Below are 15656 nucleotides of genomic sequence, written 5' to 3'. Positions count from 1 at the left end.
GGGTTACGCCGCGCCCGCCGGCGGGGCCGGTGCCCGGGTCAGACGACCTGGTGCAGCCAGCGCACCGGGGCGCCCTCCCCCGCGTGCCGGAAGGGCTCCAGCTCGTCGTCCCAGGGCTTGCCCAGCAGGCGGCTGATCTCGGCCTGGAGGTCGGTCTCGCCGGCGGCGGCGCGGTCGGCGGCGGCGCGCAGCCGGTCCTCGGGGATCATGATGTCGCCGTGCCGCCCGGTGACCGCGTGGTAGATGCCGAGCTCGGGTGTGCAGCTGTAACGTTCGCCCTCGGCGGTGCCGGCGGGGTCGGCGGTGACCTCGTAGCGCAGCAGATGCCAGCCGTGCAGGGCGGAGGCGAGATGCGAGGCGGTGGCCGGCTCGCCCTGCCAGGAGAGTTCGGCGCGCCAGGTGCCGGGGGACGCCGGCTGTTTGATCCATTCCAGGCTCACCCGGGAGTTGAGCACCGAGGCGACGGCCCATTCGATATGGGGACACAGCGCGCGGGGGGCGGAGTGCACATACAGAACACCACGTGTCGTCATCGGGACCTCCACTTCCCAACCTGCGCCCGCCGCGAGCTTCAGGGCGCCCCACCGTGACCCGAACCGCGCACGAACAGTAAACACCATTGACGTCTTTTCTCGGCAAAGCGGACAGCCCATGACGTCCGGTCATCTCTTAGCCTTGGTCCGGAGAGCTCCCGGAGCGTTCTCCGGGGGTTCCCAGGGATCCGCCCATCCGCCCATCCGCCAACACGCCAAGAAGTGGACCAGGCGCCCACCCGTGCCAGGTCCAAGCTACCGCTCGGCGCGGGGCCCGTCGGGACAACGCCGGCGCCCACCCCGAGAGCACGCCCGAACAGCGGGAGAACCGAGGAGAGCCCATGGCCGTCAACCTGGTCACCACCGCCCGTTCCCTGGTGGCGCCGCTGGCGCTCGCCGTCCTGCTGCTGGGATGCACTTCCGCCGGTCAGGAGGCCGACGGGGGTGGCGACGTGGCCGCCGAGGAGGAGCGCGGCGCGGCCGGCGAGGTGGCGGCCGAGGACGGGGACGCGCCGGCCGAGCCGGACTGGAACACCGAGCCCACGTCGATAGCGGCCATGGGTGACTCGATCACGCGCGGCTTTGACGCCTGCGCCCTGCTGGCCGACTGCCCCGAGGTGTCGTGGGCCACCGGGACCGACGACGAGGTGGACAGCCTGGCGCGGCGGCTGCTCGGCGGCGAGGAGGCGTGGGCCGACCGGACGTGGAATCTGGCGGTGTCGGGCGCGGTGATGGCGGACCTGCCGGCGCAGGCGGCCGAGGCGGCCGCGTTGGAGCCGGAGCTGGTGACGGTGTTGATCGGTGGGAACGACGCCTGCGCCGCCGATGTGTCGGCGATGACGGACGCGGCGGCGTTCCGCGCGGACTTCACGGCGGCGCTCGACGTACTGCGCGCGGGTTCGCCCGAGACCCAGGTGTATGTGTCCAGCGTCCCTGATCTGGAGCGGCTCTGGTCGGAGGGCCAGGGTTCGACGCTGGCCCGGCTGGTGTGGCGGCTGGCGGATGTCTGCCCGGCGATGCTGGCGGACGCGGAGGAGCAGAGCGAGGAGGCCAACGAGCGCAGGTCGCTGGTGAGCGAGCGGGTGCGGGAGTACAACGAGGCGCTGGCCGAGGTCTGCGCGGCGGACGCGCTCTGCCGCCATGACGGGGGCGCCACGTTCGACTTCGCGTTCACCACGGATCACATCAGCGACTGGGACTGGTTCCACCCCAGCAGGGAAGGACAGTCCTCGCTCGCCGCGTTGGCCTATGAAGAGGTGACGCGGGCGACGGTCGACTGACGCCGTCCCGGGCTTCGTTCCGGACCGGTCCGCGCCATTGACAGCGGAACGGCTGGGTTATTACGTTCTGCTCAGCATTTCGAACGCATGACGAAATATCGAACTGACGGAGGTCCGAGCCCGTGCGCATCACCGGAATCAGCACGCATGTCGTGGGCACGCCCTGGCGCAACCTGACCTATGTCCAGGTGCACACCGACGAGGGTCTGACCGGGGTGGGCGAGACGCGGATGCTCGGGCACACCGACGCCCTGCTCGGCTATCTCCGCGAGGCGGAGGCCAACCACATCGCCGGTTCCGACCCGTTCGCCGTCGAGGATCTGGTGCGCCGGATGAAGACGGGCGACTACGGCCGGGCCGGCGAGATCGTGATGTCCGGCATCGCGGTGGTGGAGACGGCCTGTTGGGACATCAAGGGCCAGGCCCTCGGGGTGCCGGTGTGGCAGCTGCTCGGCGGGCGGGCCGATGCCTCGAACAACCGGGTCAAGGCGTATGCCAACGGCTGGTACACCGTGGAGCGCACCCCCGAGGCGTTCCACAAGGCGGCCGAGGCCGTCGTCGAGCGCGGCTACCAGGCGCTCAAGCTGGACCCGTTCGGCACCGGCAGCTTCGAGCTCGACCACGCCGAGACGGTGCGCTCGCTGGCGTTGGTGGAGGCGGTGCGGGACGCCATCGGTCCTGAGCGGGAGCTGCTGCTGGAGATGCACGGCCGGTTCAGCCCGGCCACGGCGATCCGGCTGGCCAGGGAGCTGGAGCCGTTCGCCCCGTCCTGGTTGGAGGAGCCGGTGCCGCCGGAGAACCTCAAGGCGCTGAAGAAGGTCGCCGAGAAGACCACGCTGCCGATCGCCACCGGGGAGCGCATCCACGACCGGATCGAGTTCCGGGAGCTGTTCGAGTCGCAGGCCGCCGACATCATCCAGCCCGACCTCGGTCATCTGGGCGGCATCGGCGAGATGCGCAAGCTCGCCGCCACCGCCGAGACGCACTATGTGCTGATCGCCCCGCACAACGTGGGCGGTTCGGTGCTTACCGCCGCCAGCCTGCAACTGGCCGGCTGCACGCCGAACTTCAAGATCCTGGAGCATTTCAACGACTTCGCCGACGCGGAGATCAAGAAGGTGGTGAAGGGCGCGCCCGAGGTGGTGGACGGCTACTTCACGCTCTCCGACGCGCCGGGCCTCGGCGTCACCCTGGACACGGACGCGGCGGCCGAGTTCCCGCAGCAGCAGGCCAGGTTCGACCTGTGGGCCGAGGGCTGGGAGAAGCGCGAGGGCAGCAAGGGCGGGAAGCACTGATGGTCGCCGCGCGCAGCGTCGTCGTCGACGAGCCGGGCGTCTTCCGGCTGGTCACGGGCGAGCGCCCGGAGCCCGGCCCTGGCGAGGTCAGGGTGGCGGTGCACGCGGCCGGGGTCTGCGCCAGCGACCGCGAGCTGTTCGACGGCACCAGGCCGGCCGGCTATGTGCGTTATCCGGTGGTGCCGGGACACGAGTGGTCGGGCACGGTGGACGCGGTGGGCGCCGGTGTCGATCCGGCGCTGCTGGGGCGCGGCACGGTGGCCGAGGGCTTCCGCGCCTGCCGGCGCTGCGCGCGCTGCCGGGCCGGCGAGCAGACGCTGTGCACCAGCGGCTACGCGGAGACCGGCTTCACCGAGCCGGGCGCCTTCGCCGACTTTCTGACGCTGCCGGCGGAGCTGTTGCACCCGCTGGCGCCGGACGCCGATCTGACGGCGGCGGCGCTGCTGGAGCCGGCGGCGGTGGTGGCCGCCGCCGTGCTGCGGGCGGCGCCGCGCGCCGGGGAGCGGATCGCGGTGCTGGGCTGTGGCACGCTCGGCCTGCTGGCGACGCAGCTGCTGGCGGCCTCGTCCCCGGTGGCGCTGCTGGCCGTCGATCCCCGGCCCAGGCCGCTGGAGTTGGCCCGGGAGATGGGCGCGAGCCTGACCCTGACGCCCGATCAACAGGACGCGGCCGAGGGCGAGTTCGACCTGGTCGTCGAGACGGCCGGCGCGCCCGGCACCGCGGCGGCGGCCTGCCGGCTGGCGCGCCGGGGCGGCCGGGTGGTGCTCACCGGCGTTCCCGAGCCGGGCGCCCAGGGCCTCGATCCGGTGCTGCTGCTGGTCAACCAGCTGACCGTGGCCAGCGTGTTCGGCGCCCCGCCGGCGGCCTGGTCCTATGCCGTGCACGCCTTCGACCACGGGCTGCTGCGCCCCGAGAAACTGATCTCGCATCAGCTTCCCCTGGAGTCTTTCGGGGAAGCGATGACATTGGTCGGCAGCGGCGGCCCCGGGGTGGGCAAGGTGTTGCTGATGCCCTAGCCGGCGGGCCCAGCGGCGGCCACCCCCCTCCTCATGACCGAACCATGATCGATATACCGAACGAAACGCACTCTGGAGCATCGTGTCTGACCCCGCCGCATCCTCCGCCCGTCGCCCGGCCGACGCCGCGCTCGCCGCGCTCGGCTATGCCCCGGCCGCCGATCTCCCGTCCGAGACCTCCCCGCACACCTTCCCCGACGGTGGCCGCTGGCGCACCGAGATCCCGTCCGTCGAGGGGCCCGAGGCGCTGCACACGGTGCTCGCCGAGGCCGCGCGGCTGTCCGTGCCGATCCACCGGATCAGCCAGGGCAGCGGCATCTGGATGCTGACCGACGCCGAGATCAGCGAGATGGTGGACGCCTGCGCCGCCGCCGGCGTCGAGTTGTGCCTGTTCACCGGCCCGCGCGGCACCTGGGACATCGGCGCAGGCACCCGCACCTCGTCCGGTGGTGCCGGGCTGCGCGCCCGGGGTCAACGCGCGGTCGCCGGCTGCGTGGAGGACGCGCTCCGCGCCTCCCGGCTCGGCGTGCGCTGCCTGCTGGTGGCCGACGAGGGGGTGCTCTGGGCGCTGCACCGGCTGCGCGCCAACGGGGTGTTGCCGGCCGACACCACGTTCAAGGTGTCGGCGTTGATCGGCCCGGTGAACCCGGTCTCCGTCTCAGTGCACGAACGCCTCGGCGCCGACTCGGTGAACGTTCCCTCGGATCTCACCCTGGAGCATCTGGCCGAGATACGCCGGGTCAGCCGGGTGCCGCTGGACTTCTATCTGGAGGCCCCTGACGACCTCGGGGGCTATGTCCGGATGCATGAGATCGCCGAGCTGATCGGGCGCGGGGCGCCGATCTATCTCAAGTTCGGGCTCAGCAAGGCCCCGGCGATCTATCCATACGGGGCGCATCTGCGCGATGTGACGCTGGCCAGCGCGCGGGAGCGGGTCCGCCGTGGGCGGCTCGCCCTCGATCTGCTGGCCAGGCTCGGCGCCGACGGCGGCAGCTCGCCGCTGGGCGCCCGACTGCCCGGGCCGTTGCACCGGTTCCCGACCGACAACGCCGCCGAACCCGGTCCGACTCCTGTCAACAGAAGCCTTACCGACTGACCGTCGAACAGCACCCCTCCCAACAACACCCCTCCCAACAACAGCCCTCCCGACAACAGCCCTCCGGAGAGCAGCACTTCGGACGACAAGGAACAGCGCCAGCACTGCAGAAGAGGAACCATCCGTCGAAAGGACGTGACCTTCCATGTCTCGTGCCCGAGCCGCGACCCGCACTCTCGCCCTGGCCGCCGCCCTCGCCCTTCCCCTGACCGCCTGTGGTCAGGACTCGGGCGGGGGCGGCGGCCGTGATGCCGACGCCGAGGGCGGCACCGTCGGCATCGCGATGCCCACCAAGTCCTCGGAGCGCTGGATAGCCGACGGCGACAACATGGTCGCGCTCTTCGAGGAGGCCGGCTACGAAACGGATCTCCAGTACGGCGAGGACCGGGTGGAGAACCAGATCTCCCAGCTGGAGAACATGATCGCCCGGGGCCACGACCTGCTGGTGGTGGCCGCCATCGACGGCTCCTCGCTCAGCAACGTGCTCCAACAGGCCGCCGACGCCGACATCCCGGTGATCGCCTACGACCGGCTGCTGATGAACACGGAGAACGTCGACGCCTACGCCACCTTCGACAACTCCAAGGTGGGTGAACTGCAGGCGGGTTACATCGTGGACGCGCTCGGCCTGGAGGAGAACCCTGACGAGACGTTCAACATCGAGCTGTTCGCCGGCTCCCCCGACGACAACAACACCCGCTACTTCTTCGAGGGCGCCACCGGCGTCCTGGAGCCCTATCTGGAGAGCGGTCAACTGGTGGTGCGCAGCGGCCAGACGGGCCTGAGCGATGTCACCACCGAGCGCTGGGACGGCGGCACCGCACAGAACCGGATGGACGACCTGCTGACCGCGCACTACCGGAGCGAGCCGGTGGACGCGGTGCTCTCCCCCTATGACGGGATCTCCATCGGGGTGCTCTCCTCGCTCAAGAGTGTGGGCTACGGCTCGGGCGACACCCCGTTCCCCGTGGTGACGGGCCAGGACGCCGAGTTGGCGTCGGTGAAGTCGATCGTGACGGGTGAGCAGACGCAGACCGTCTACAAGGACACCAGGGAGCTGGCGCGGCAGGCGGTGGCCATGGGTGAGGCGCTGCTGGCCGGCGAGGAGCCGGAGTTCAACGACACCGAGACCTATGACAACGGGGTGAAGGTCGTCCCGGCCTATCTGCTGGAGCCGGTGAGCATCGACGCGGACAACTACCAACTGCTGATCGAGGACGGCTACTACACCGAGGCGCAGGTGACGGGCTGATCCGGGGAGTCGGGAGGAGGTACACGCCATGGCGCAGCAGGTGCTGGAAATGCGCGGCATCACCAAGAGCTTCCCCGGCGTCAAGGCCCTGGACGGTGTCGACATCTCGGTGCGCGCCGGTGAGGTGCACGCGATCTGCGGCGAGAACGGTGCCGGCAAGTCGACCCTGATGAAGGTGCTCAGCGGGGTGCACCCACACGGCTCCTACGGTGGGGAGATCCGCTTCGAGGGGGAGCCGTGCGCGTTCAAGGACATCAGGGCCAGCGAGCGGCGCGGCATCGTGATCATTCATCAGGAGCTGGCGCTGGTACCGCAGTTGTCCATCGCGGAGAACATCTTTCTGGGTAACGAACGTGCCCGGCGTGGGGTGATCAGCTGGTCGAACACCCTGGTCGAGACGGAGCGGCTGCTGCGCCGGGTCAACCTCGGCGACGAGCGGCCCGGCACCCGGATCTCCGAACTGGGCGTCGGTAAACAGCAGTTGGTGGAGATCGCCAAGGCGCTCGCCAAGCGGGTCAAGCTGCTCATCCTGGACGAGCCGACGGCCGCGCTGAACGATACGGACGCCCGCAAACTGCTGAAGCTGATCGGGGAGTTCAGGGACCAGGGCATCTCCTGTGTGTTGATCTCGCACAAGTTGGGCGAGGTGTTGCAGGTCGCCGATTCGGTGACGGTGCTCAGGGACGGCAGGTCCATCGACACGCTGACCGTGCGGGAGAGCCCGGGCGAGCCGGCGCGGGTGTCGGAGGACCAGCTGATCCAACGGATGGTCGGCCGCGAGCTGGACCAGTACTTCCCGGCCCGCACCCCCTACACGGGCGAACGCGCCGGACAGGTCGCGTTGACCGTGCGGGACTGGACGGTGCGGCATCCGGTGGACACCGGTCGCCGGGTGGTGGACTCGGTGTCCTTCGAGGTGCGGCACGGGGAGATCCTGGGCATCGCCGGGCTGATGGGCGCGGGCCGCACCGAGTTGGCGATGAGCCTCTTCGGCCGTTCCTGGGGCCGCTTCGAGCGCGGCTCCGTCGAGCTGCACGGCCGGGAGATCTCCACCCGCACGGTGGCCGAGGCGGTCGGACACGGCATCGCCTATGTGACGGAGGACCGCAAGACCTACGGCCTCAACCTGATCGACACCATCTCCCGCAACATCTCGCTGGCCGCGCTGCCCCGGATGGCGCGGCGCGGCCTGGTGGACGCGCATGACGAGCGACGGGTCGCCGAACGGGCCCGCACCTCGATGAACATCAAGGCGCCGACGGTCTTCGAGCAGGTCGGCCGGCTCAGCGGCGGCAACCAGCAGAAGGTGGTGCTCAGCCAGTGGATCAACACCGAACCACAGGTGTTGATCCTCGACGAACCGACCCGGGGCATCGACGTCGGCGCCAAGTCCGAGATCTATGCCGTGATCGACCAACTCGCCGCGCGGGGCAAGGCGGTGGTGGTCATCTCCTCCGAGCTCTCCGAACTCCTCGGCCTCTGCGACCGGATCGCCACCATGGCGTTCGGCCGACTGACCGGGGTGCTGGACCGGACGGACGCCACCCAGGAGGGCCTGATGCGGCTGCTGACACGCACCGAACTCCCGGAGGTCTCCGGGATATCGGACGAGAACGGGGAGGGTTGAGATGAGCCGGACCACACGCGACAGGAACCCGTTGGACAAGGACACGCACGACCGGAGCACGCTCGGCAAGGGCAGCGGCGGCCCTGGGGCGGTCGCCGCGCAGCTGCTCGGCGCGCTGCGCACCAACATGCGGCAGTACGGCATGCTGATCGCGCTGGTGCTGCTGCTGGGGCTCTTCCAGGCGTGGAGCGGGGGCGACATGCTCCTGCCCCGCAATGTCACCAATATTCTGCTTCAGAACAGCTACATCCTTATTCTGGCCATCGGCATGATGATCGTGATCATCAATGGCCATATCGATCTGTCCGTCGGGTCGTTGGCCGCGTTCACCGGGGCCGCCGCCGCGGTGATGATGGTCGACCACGACATCCCCTGGCAGCTGGCGCTCCTCGCCTCGCTGCTGATCGGGGCGGTGGTCGGCGCCTGGCAGGGGTTCTGGATCGCCTATGTCGGCATCCCCTCCTTCATCGTCACGCTCGCCGGGATGCTGCTCTTCCGAGGCGCCACCCAGATCCTGCTGGACGGCAAGTCGGTGGCCCCGTTCCCCGAAGGCTTCCAGGACCTCAGCCAGGGCTTCCTCCCCGAAGTCGGGCCCGACACCAACTACCACAACCTGACCATCCTGTTGGGCGTGCTGGTCTGCGCGGTGGCCCTCTTCCAGGAGTGGCGCGCACGACAGCAGTCACGCGCCTACGAACTGCAGGTCCTGCCGTTCCAGATGTTCGCCCTCAAATGCGCCGCGATCGTCGCCGCCGTACTGGCGTTCACCCTCACCCTCGCCAGCTACCGGGGCGTTCCCGTGGTGCTGCTGATCCTGGGCGGACTGCTCGTCGCGCTCGGCTTCGTGATGCGCAACGCGGTGGTCGGCCGCCATATCTACGCGCTGGGCGGCAACCGGGCCGCCGCCCAGCTGTCCGGCGTCAAGGACAAGCGCGTCACCCTGCTGGTCTTCGTCAACATGGGCGTGCTGGCGGCGCTGGCCGGCTGTGTCTATGCCTCCCGGCTCAACGCGGGCACGCCCGGCGCCGGCAATCTCTTCGAACTGGAGGCGATCGCGGCGGCGTTCATCGGCGGCGCCTCGATGAGCGGTGGGGTCGGCACCGTGCTGGGCGCCGTGATCGGCGGCCTGGTGTTGGGCGTGCTCAACAACGGTATGTCCCTGGTCGGCATCAGTCAGGACTGGCAACAGGTGATCAAGGGGCTGGTGCTGCTGGCCGCCGTCGGCTTCGACGTGTGGAACAAGCGCAGGGCCAGAACCTGACGCGGGCAACCCGCCTGGGAAAATCGTTCAACCGCACCAAACGGGACACCCAGTCATTCGTACCTTCGCTAGACGATCAGAAGGAGACACCTTCGATGACCACCTCACGACGAGCCGTGATCGCGTCGGCCGCGGCGGCCGGGTTGACCGCCGCCACGGTGGGCCGCGCCGCCGCCGGTGAACCCGGCAGCGCGCACAGCGGCGGGCACGGTGGCGAGCCGCCGCGTGCGGAAACGTTCGGCCGCCTGGCGGACGGCACCGAGATCCAGCGCTGGACCCTGGCCGCGGGCGGCGTCCGCCTCGGGGTGCTGAACTTCGGCGGAATCGTGCAGAGCCTCGAAGTCCCGGACCGGGACGGCGAGTTGGCCAATGTCTCCCTGGGCTTCGGCGAGTTGGAGCCCTATCTGGGCGACTCCCCCTATATGGGCGCGCTGATCGGCCGCTACGGCAACCGCATAGCCGGCGGCCGCTTCACCCTGGACGGCACCGAGCACCAGGTGCCCCTCAACGACGGGCCCAACAGCCTGCACGGCGGCACCACCGGCTATGACAAGCGGGTCTGGGATGTCACCCCGAACGGCGACGCGGGGCTGACCCTCCACTACACCAGCCCCGACGGCGAGATGGGCTACCCCGGCGAACTCGACATCACCGTCGAGTACACCCTCACCGACGAGGGCGCGTTCCGCATCGACTACACGGCGACCACCGACGCGCCGACCGTCGTCAACCTCACCAACCACACCTACTTCAATCTGGCGGGCGAGGGCAGCGGCGGCATCTACGACCACAAACTCAGCCTCAACGCCGGCCGCTTCACCCCGGTGGACGCGACGCTGATCCCCACCGGCGAGCTGGCCTCCGTCGGCGGCACCCCGTTCGACTTCCGCCGGGGCAAGACCATCGGCGAGGACATCAGGGAGAGCCACCAGCAGATCCTCTACGGCCAGGGCTTCGACCACAACTTCGTGCTGGACAAGGGCAGCACGGCGCGGCCCGAGCGGATCGCCCAGCTCTACGAGCGCGGCTCGGGCCGGCTGATGACCGTCGCCACCACCGAGCCCGGCGTGCAGTTCTACAGCGGCAACTTCCTGGACGGCACCCTGGTCGGCACCTCGGGCCGCGCCTACCGCCAGGGCGACGGCCTCTGCCTGGAGACGCAGCACTTCCCCGACTCCCCCAACCAGCCCGAGTTCCCCAGCACCACGCTGCGGCCCGGCGAGACCTACCGTTCCACCACCGTCTACGCCTTCGGCACCCGCTGACCCGACCGCGCCCCCGGCCCCCTGTCGAGAGGCCGGGGGCCGGGGCCTCAGCCGAGGGACCTCAGCCGACGGGCGCCCGGTCCGCCTCCCGGAGCCGCGCGACGGAGGCGACCAGATCCCGCAGCGCCTCCGTGTAACGGCGCAGGTTCTTGTGCGCCACATCGGTGTCCGGGAACCGCGAGGCGAACCACAGCCCCTCGTGCGACCTGGTCACCCACACGCACACCTGGGACCCGTAGGAGACCCTGACCAGCCCGTACGCCCGCAGCTCCGCCCAGCGCGCGGAGAGCGGCATGTCCCTGGTGTCGGCGAACGAGACAAACGAGCAGGGATCGGGCGACGCCTGCGGGAACTCCTCGCCCAACACCGCGATCGCCCGGGCGATCGGCACCCGCGCCAACGCCCGGTTGGCCCGCAGCTGCCCGCGCACCGTCTCCAACGCCCCGCGCAGCTCCGTCGACGCCGCCACCGGGACCTCGATCGGCACCCCGCCGACAAACCAGCCGACCGCATGCGCCCAGTGCGATTTCGCCCTGGTGTGGAACGGCACGATGGTGCGGTACACCTCCGTCTCGCCGAGATCCCGCAGAATCAGCGCGGTGGCCGCCAGCACCCCCACCAGGCTCCCGCCATAGGGCCGGCAGTACGCCTCGAACGCCGCCGCGTCCGCGTCCCCGACCAGCGGCTCCGACAGAAACCGCTGCGGCGGCATCGGCCCCGCCGGATCGATGCCGAGATCCACCGGGAACGGGGGCATCGTGCCCCCGCACCGCCGGACGAACTCCCGCCACCGGCCGACCGTCGGATGGCCGCCGTCGATCGCGTCGGCCTCGCCGCGCTCGGCCGCGCAGAAGTCGACATAGCTGGCCGCCGACGGCAGCCGGGCCGCCCGCCCGGCGAGCCCCGCCGCATACAGCTCATGGATCTCCGCCGGGATGCGGTAGATCGAACCCGCGTCCACGTTGCTGTGGTCGAACGCCAGATAGACGCTGGCGCCGTCCTCCCTGAGCACCGCGCTGAACAGGAAGTTCGGCCAGACCAGCGCCTCTGCGGTGCGGTCGAAACGGTCCTGCAGACGGCGCGCGAGCACCGCGCCATCCGTGAACTCCCCGACGTCCGCCCGGTCCAGCGCCACCGCGCCGACCTCCAGGGTGAACCGCCGCAGCTCGCCGTCGACCCAACGGAACCCGCTGCGCAACGTCTCATGGCGCGCCGTCCAGGCGTGCAGCGCGCCCTCCAGGACGCCGAGATCCACCGGACCCGGCAGATCGAACGCGGCGCCAAGCCAGTTGGGCACGAACAGCCCCTGGTCGCGGACCGACCGGGCCGACCGCAGATGGAACTCCTGGACATAGGACGCCGGTCGCGCGTCCTCCGGCAGACCGCGCGCGGCCTCGACGGTCGTCGCCGCCAACGTCCACTCCACGAGACGCCCGGGCCGGATCTCGCAACGCTGGATGTCGGTCATTCGCACGGGGCTCTCCGTTCGCCGGCCGGGGACGCGGGCGGCGCAGGTGGGGGTCGGATGAACTGGGCGCGCGGCGGCGGTCGACGACCGAGCCATGGGGAACGGCTCGGCGGTGGGGAATCGACGCCACCGGCCCGCCGCCGGCCGATGCTCGTCCGACATCGCCCGGCGGCCTGCCCTGACCAACGCGCCGGCCCCCTCCCGGTCACGCCCTGCCCTGCGGGTGGCGGTGCGGGGTCGCCCCGGCGTTGGGGCGTGTCTCTTGGACCTTCGTGGATCAGCCCGTGCTCAGGGCAGCAGTTCGACGTCGATGGCGGGGTAGAGGGTGCGCAGCGGCTCCGGGCTGGCCGTGATCACCGGCCACTGCCTGGCGGCGGCCAGATAGGCGACATGCCCGGGCGTGGTCGCGGCCGGCCGGTGCGCGGAACGGAGAATCCCGGAGCCGACGGCATGCGCCTCGTCCAGCGAGGCGAAGGCGACCAACGGGAACCGGAGGATCGCGGTCAGCGCGTCCCGGCCGTGCGGCTGCAGAGCGGCCGAGGCGTCGGCGACGCAGGTCGCGGGCGCCAACAACGGGATCACCTGGCGGTGGGCCGTGCTGAGCAGCGCCCGCATGTGCAGACTGCCCCGGGCGGCGGCGACCAGCGCCGTGGTGTCCAGAATCCGCCCCCCTATGGCGTCCGCCGTCACGCGACGCCGTCTGCGTTGCTCGTGCTCTTGGTACCGCTCGCATCGTCGAGGCCGAGGGCGCGGTCGGCCCATTTCTGATGCTCGGCGCCGGGGGCCAGATCACCGAAGAGACGCCGCAGCGTCTCGTCCACCTCGGCGGTCTCCTCCTCGCGGCGCAGCAGCTCCTGAATATGCCCGGAAACGCTAGGAATACGGCCGGCGGCCTCGGCCGCCTTGAGCCGCAACAACTGATCCTCGGGCAACGAGATCGCCGTCTTCCGCATGGTCATACTTCAGTAGTACCACGCGGGAGCCCCGCCGGCCAGAGCCTTGACCTCAGCCCTCGGGAGGCGGCATCCCCTCCCCCTCGGCGGATGCCTCGGCCGAGGCATCCGCCTCGCGGCGCAGCCGGCAGTTCAGCTCGCCCTCCCAGGTGTCGACCAGCACCGTGTCGCCGGAACGCGGCCCGTGCTCCTCAAGCAGCGCGTCGATCTCGTTCTCCAGTCGCGAGGGCTGCTCCGGGTCGCTCCCCAACAGCGCCCGCGCCGCCTCCGTACTCTCCAGCCGCAGCCCGCGCTCCCGCAGCCGTTCGGCTTGCCGCCGCAACGCCGTCTCCGCCACCGCCCACCCACCACCCTCCGCTCCCGGGGTTCCCGTCCTTCCCACTACACCCCCGCCCATCCCGCCCCGCAACACCGTCTCCGACCGTCTCCGACCGACGGCCCGAATTACGGATGGTGCACACCCGGTCACACTGCCGTGGGGGCGACCCCGATGGCCACTTTCGCTCGGGCTGCTTCCCGCCCGCGGGGTGGTCCGTGAGCGCCGCCCTTACAAGGCGGATGTCAGCTGGTCCCCCGTGTACGCAGGGGCGGGGGCGGCTACGACGTGCGGTCTACGTGGCGCGTGGTCGGCCGGGTGCGGGTGGGTGGCGAATGCTGAAAGGCGGCTCCTACGGGAGGGAGGGTGGGCTCCCGGGCGGCCCGGCTCGCTGTCGCGTGGGTGGTCGGGTCCGGCTGCCGTGCCCCACGGGCGCGGGGACCGCGCCGCCGCTGGGGACGACCGCCCGGCGGGGGTGCGCGTGGCGCGCACCCGGCTTCGCCGGGCCTGCCGGCGGCGCCCACGCCCGTCTCGCCCGCTCACCTTCGCGGGCCTTCGCGAGGCGTTCGCGAGGCGGGGGGACTGCCGTCAGGTGTAGGCCGCTTCGGGGCGGTCGGCGTTGACGAGGAGGGGCAGCTTCTGGTGTTGGGCCGCGGCGATCATCCCGCGGTGGACGAGGGCGGGCGGGTGGGTGAGTTCGCGCTTGGGGAGCCAGGCCGCGTTCGGTGGAAGGTGGTGCGGGTGCCGGGGGACGTCCGCCGTTTCCCCGCCGTCGAGGACATAGGAGAGGGCGTTGAGCGTGCCGCCGGCATCCGTGTCCAGGCTGACGGCGAGTGCTTCGGAGACGGCCCGGTCGTAGCCGGTCGAGTCCAGCAGCGTCTGCCGCGCGGTGAGAATCAGACACCGCCCCGGCGCAGCCACGCCGGCGGGCAGCATCCAACCGCCGCCCTCCTCGTCCCGCACCATCAACACATGTCGGCTGCGACACGTGGTCACCAGGACGTGGAAGACGATCGGGAGGGGCGAACGGAGAATCGTGGTGGTGGTCATGGTCATGAGGGAACGCTGGTCTCTCTGTTCGTGAAGGGTCAGGGGTCGGGGGGTCAGGTGTAGGCCATGAGGTAGCCGGCGAACGCGGTCAGCAGGCACATCAGTCCCACGAACGCCGGCCCGAACGCTCGGTCGAAGAACTCAGCCACCGGATGACGCCCACTTCGGGCCTCGGCGTCGCCCTCGATGCCGTCGGCGCATCGCTCCACGCGCCAGTGCTTCTCCGCTCGGAACAGGAACAACCCGTGCGACGGCTCCCGTTGGGTATGGCGTATCGCCCATATCGCAACCGGCTGGGGATCGTCGTCCACCAGGGGCGACAGCTCGCCGCAGGTGACGCACTCGCCCCCGAAGATCCCCTCAGGTGCGCCCTGTTCACGCACCGGGGCAAGCAACCAGTTCACGATGTCTCCCCCGGCTGGAACCGGTAGGGCCGGGTGGTGTGTTCGCGGTAGGCGAGGTGGTCCGGGTGTCGCTCCAGATGGGACGCCGCCCATTCCGCGCCATCGAGACCGTCCTCCCCCACCGACCCACACACCCCGCACGACCGGCACTCCATGAAGCACCGCACGGGCTCGGCGCCGGGAAACTCGTCGGGGAGAAGGCTGTAGGCCGTCACCATGAGCGGCCCCCGTTCAACCGGTGATTGAGCTGACTGGCCGCGTTCACCTCACGCAGCCGTCGGCGCAGCTCCGCGTGCGACTCCTCCTCCGCTTCCTCCGCCGGCTCCTCCCCCTCCGGCTCCTGCGGCGTCTCCTCACCGCCCGCCATCGACAGCCACCTCTCCGGCCGCCTCGGCCGGCCAACCCGCCAGCGTGGTCTCGCCGTTGACCAACACCGGCACCCGCTCGCCCTGCGCCAGGGCCAGCAGCGCGTGCTGGATCAGCGGTTCGGACTCCAGCAGCTCACGCATCGGACGCCAGGCCGCGCCCGCGCGAAGACGGCCGGGCCCAGTCGGAACGGTCTCCGTCCGGCCGCCGTCCAGTACGTACTCCAGCCCGGTCACCCGACCGTCGGCGTTCGTCTCCAGACTGACGGCGAGCGCGTACTCGAACGACCCGCAGTACCCCGACCGCCGCACCCCCGCCTCGCGCGCCGACGCCACCGGGCAGGCCCCCGGCGCGACCGTCCCTCGGGGCAACTCCCACACTCCCTCGGCGCTCCGCACCATCAACACGTGGTTGTCAGCCGTCGTCGTCAACAGCTGGAAACCCACGGTAAGTTCAACGTTCTCGGACATAGAT

General features: G+C 70.7%; 18 protein-coding genes. 8 read left to right on the top strand and 10 right to left on the bottom strand.

The features are described from left to right. Positions 1–38 precede the first annotated feature (38 nt). Positions 39–533 carry a DUF3145 domain-containing protein gene (locus tag AOM46_RS03475; RefSeq protein WP_062205367.1) on the bottom strand — a complete coding sequence of 165 codons (495 nt, stop codon included), beginning with the start codon at positions 531–533 and terminating at the stop codon, positions 39–41. A gap of 341 nt (positions 534–874) precedes the next feature. Between AOM46_RS03475 and AOM46_RS03470 the strand changes: the two genes are divergently transcribed. From AOM46_RS03470 to AOM46_RS03435, 8 genes are all read left to right on the top strand, one after another. Continuing rightward, positions 875–1813, top strand: coding sequence for an SGNH/GDSL hydrolase family protein (locus tag AOM46_RS03470; RefSeq protein WP_062205365.1), 939 nt, complete (start codon positions 875–877; stop codon positions 1811–1813). Between the two features lie 122 nt (positions 1814–1935). Beyond that, the gene (locus AOM46_RS03465) at positions 1936–3108 is read left to right on the top strand and encodes a mandelate racemase/muconate lactonizing enzyme family protein (RefSeq protein WP_062205362.1); all 1173 of its coding nucleotides are present in this window, start codon (positions 1936–1938) and stop codon (positions 3106–3108) included. Further along, a complete protein-coding gene (locus AOM46_RS03460) occupies positions 3108–4124 on the top strand; it encodes a zinc-binding dehydrogenase (protein WP_062205360.1) in 1017 nt (338 codons plus the stop codon). Before AOM46_RS03465 ends, AOM46_RS03460 begins: the two co-directional genes overlap by 1 nt. A gap of 82 nt (positions 4125–4206) precedes the next feature. Continuing rightward, positions 4207–5220 carry a hypothetical protein gene (locus tag AOM46_RS03455; protein ID WP_062205357.1) on the top strand — a complete coding sequence of 338 codons (1014 nt, stop codon included), beginning with the start codon at positions 4207–4209 and terminating at the stop codon, positions 5218–5220. 145 nt (positions 5221–5365) lie between these two features. Next, a complete protein-coding gene (gene chvE, locus AOM46_RS03450; protein ID WP_062205354.1) occupies positions 5366–6472 on the top strand; it encodes a multiple monosaccharide ABC transporter substrate-binding protein in 1107 nt (368 codons plus the stop codon). A gap of 28 nt (positions 6473–6500) precedes the next feature. Then, positions 6501–8099, top strand: coding sequence for an ATP-binding cassette domain-containing protein (locus AOM46_RS03445; protein ID WP_062205351.1), 1599 nt, complete (start codon positions 6501–6503; stop codon positions 8097–8099). A 1-nt stretch (position 8100) separates the two neighbouring features. After that, a complete protein-coding gene (gene mmsB / locus AOM46_RS03440) occupies positions 8101–9360 on the top strand; it encodes a multiple monosaccharide ABC transporter permease (RefSeq protein WP_234313607.1) in 1260 nt (419 codons plus the stop codon). A gap of 95 nt (positions 9361–9455) precedes the next feature. Then, a complete protein-coding gene (locus AOM46_RS03435) occupies positions 9456–10625 on the top strand; it encodes an aldose epimerase family protein (RefSeq protein ID WP_062205347.1) in 1170 nt (389 codons plus the stop codon). A gap of 61 nt (positions 10626–10686) precedes the next feature. On the opposite strand, the gene AOM46_RS03430 is transcribed toward AOM46_RS03435, so the two are convergent. From AOM46_RS03430 to AOM46_RS35790, 9 genes are all read right to left on the bottom strand, one after another. Next, entirely contained in the window at positions 10687–12099 is a 1413-nt protein-coding gene (locus AOM46_RS03430) for a condensation domain-containing protein (protein WP_107079964.1), read from the bottom strand. 282 nt (positions 12100–12381) lie between these two features. Beyond that, positions 12382–12783 carry a hypothetical protein gene (locus AOM46_RS03425; RefSeq protein ID WP_062205343.1) on the bottom strand — a complete coding sequence of 134 codons (402 nt, stop codon included), beginning with the start codon at positions 12781–12783 and terminating at the stop codon, positions 12382–12384. After that, complete coding sequence (locus tag AOM46_RS03420; RefSeq protein WP_062205340.1) at positions 12780–13052, bottom strand: hypothetical protein; 273 nt, start codon at positions 13050–13052, stop codon at positions 12780–12782. Before AOM46_RS03420 ends, AOM46_RS03425 begins: the two co-directional genes overlap by 4 nt. 46 nt (positions 13053–13098) lie before the next feature. Continuing rightward, positions 13099–13383 (bottom strand): hypothetical protein, encoded by a 285-nt coding sequence (locus AOM46_RS03415; RefSeq protein ID WP_062205338.1) that lies wholly within the window; start codon positions 13381–13383, stop codon positions 13099–13101. 567 nt (positions 13384–13950) lie between these two features. Continuing rightward, positions 13951–14418 (bottom strand): hypothetical protein, encoded by a 468-nt coding sequence (locus tag AOM46_RS03410; RefSeq protein WP_062205335.1) that lies wholly within the window; start codon positions 14416–14418, stop codon positions 13951–13953. A gap of 47 nt (positions 14419–14465) precedes the next feature. Beyond that, positions 14466–14816: a hypothetical protein gene (locus AOM46_RS03405; protein WP_062205332.1), complete on the bottom strand. Its 351-nt coding sequence runs from the start codon at positions 14814–14816 to the stop codon at positions 14466–14468. Then, positions 14813–15034: a hypothetical protein gene (locus tag AOM46_RS03400; protein WP_062205329.1), complete on the bottom strand. Its 222-nt coding sequence runs from the start codon at positions 15032–15034 to the stop codon at positions 14813–14815. The genes AOM46_RS03405 and AOM46_RS03400 overlap by 4 nt, the downstream gene beginning before the upstream one ends. Beyond that, positions 15028–15183: a hypothetical protein gene (locus AOM46_RS33810; protein ID WP_158920224.1), complete on the bottom strand. Its 156-nt coding sequence runs from the start codon at positions 15181–15183 to the stop codon at positions 15028–15030. The genes AOM46_RS03400 and AOM46_RS33810 overlap by 7 nt, the downstream gene beginning before the upstream one ends. After that, a complete protein-coding gene (locus AOM46_RS35790) occupies positions 15170–15652 on the bottom strand; it encodes a hypothetical protein (RefSeq protein ID WP_062205327.1) in 483 nt (160 codons plus the stop codon). Before AOM46_RS35790 ends, AOM46_RS33810 begins: the two co-directional genes overlap by 14 nt. Positions 15653–15656 lie beyond the last annotated feature (4 nt).

The sequence above is a fragment of the Streptomyces sp. NBRC 109706 genome, assembly GCF_000974485.1.
GTDB lineage: Bacteria > Actinomycetota > Actinomycetes > Streptomycetales > Streptomycetaceae > Streptomyces.
The sequence above is the reverse complement of the archived record's forward strand: the minus strand, read 5'-3'. Positions and strand labels throughout refer to the sequence as shown.

What these genes read in the sequence shown, in the direction of transcription:
- AOM46_RS03420 (WP_062205340.1), bottom strand. Translation starts at nt 13,052, where the DNA reads ATGACCATGCGGAAGACGGCGATCTCGTTGCCCGAGGATCAGTTGTTG.
- AOM46_RS03410 (WP_062205335.1), bottom strand. Translation starts at nt 14,418, where the DNA reads ATGACCATGACCACCACCACGATTCTCCGTTCGCCCCTCCCGATCGTC.
- AOM46_RS35790 (WP_062205327.1), bottom strand. Translation starts at nt 15,652, where the DNA reads ATGTCCGAGAACGTTGAACTTACCGTGGGTTTCCAGCTGTTGACGACG.
- AOM46_RS03435 (WP_062205347.1), top strand. Translation starts at nt 9,456, where the DNA reads ATGACCACCTCACGACGAGCCGTGATCGCGTCGGCCGCGGCGGCCGGG.
- AOM46_RS03400 (WP_062205329.1), bottom strand. Translation starts at nt 15,034, where the DNA reads ATGGTGACGGCCTACAGCCTTCTCCCCGACGAGTTTCCCGGCGCCGAG.
- AOM46_RS03475 (WP_062205367.1), bottom strand. Translation starts at nt 533, where the DNA reads ATGACGACACGTGGTGTTCTGTATGTGCACTCCGCCCCCCGCGCGCTG.
- chvE (WP_062205354.1), top strand. Translation starts at nt 5,366, where the DNA reads ATGTCTCGTGCCCGAGCCGCGACCCGCACTCTCGCCCTGGCCGCCGCC.
- AOM46_RS03460 (WP_062205360.1), top strand. Translation starts at nt 3,108, where the DNA reads ATGGTCGCCGCGCGCAGCGTCGTCGTCGACGAGCCGGGCGTCTTCCGG.
- mmsB (WP_234313607.1), top strand. Translation starts at nt 8,101, where the DNA reads ATGAGCCGGACCACACGCGACAGGAACCCGTTGGACAAGGACACGCAC.
- AOM46_RS03470 (WP_062205365.1), top strand. Translation starts at nt 875, where the DNA reads ATGGCCGTCAACCTGGTCACCACCGCCCGTTCCCTGGTGGCGCCGCTG.
- AOM46_RS03445 (WP_062205351.1), top strand. Translation starts at nt 6,501, where the DNA reads ATGGCGCAGCAGGTGCTGGAAATGCGCGGCATCACCAAGAGCTTCCCC.
- AOM46_RS33810 (WP_158920224.1), bottom strand. Translation starts at nt 15,183, where the DNA reads ATGGCGGGCGGTGAGGAGACGCCGCAGGAGCCGGAGGGGGAGGAGCCG.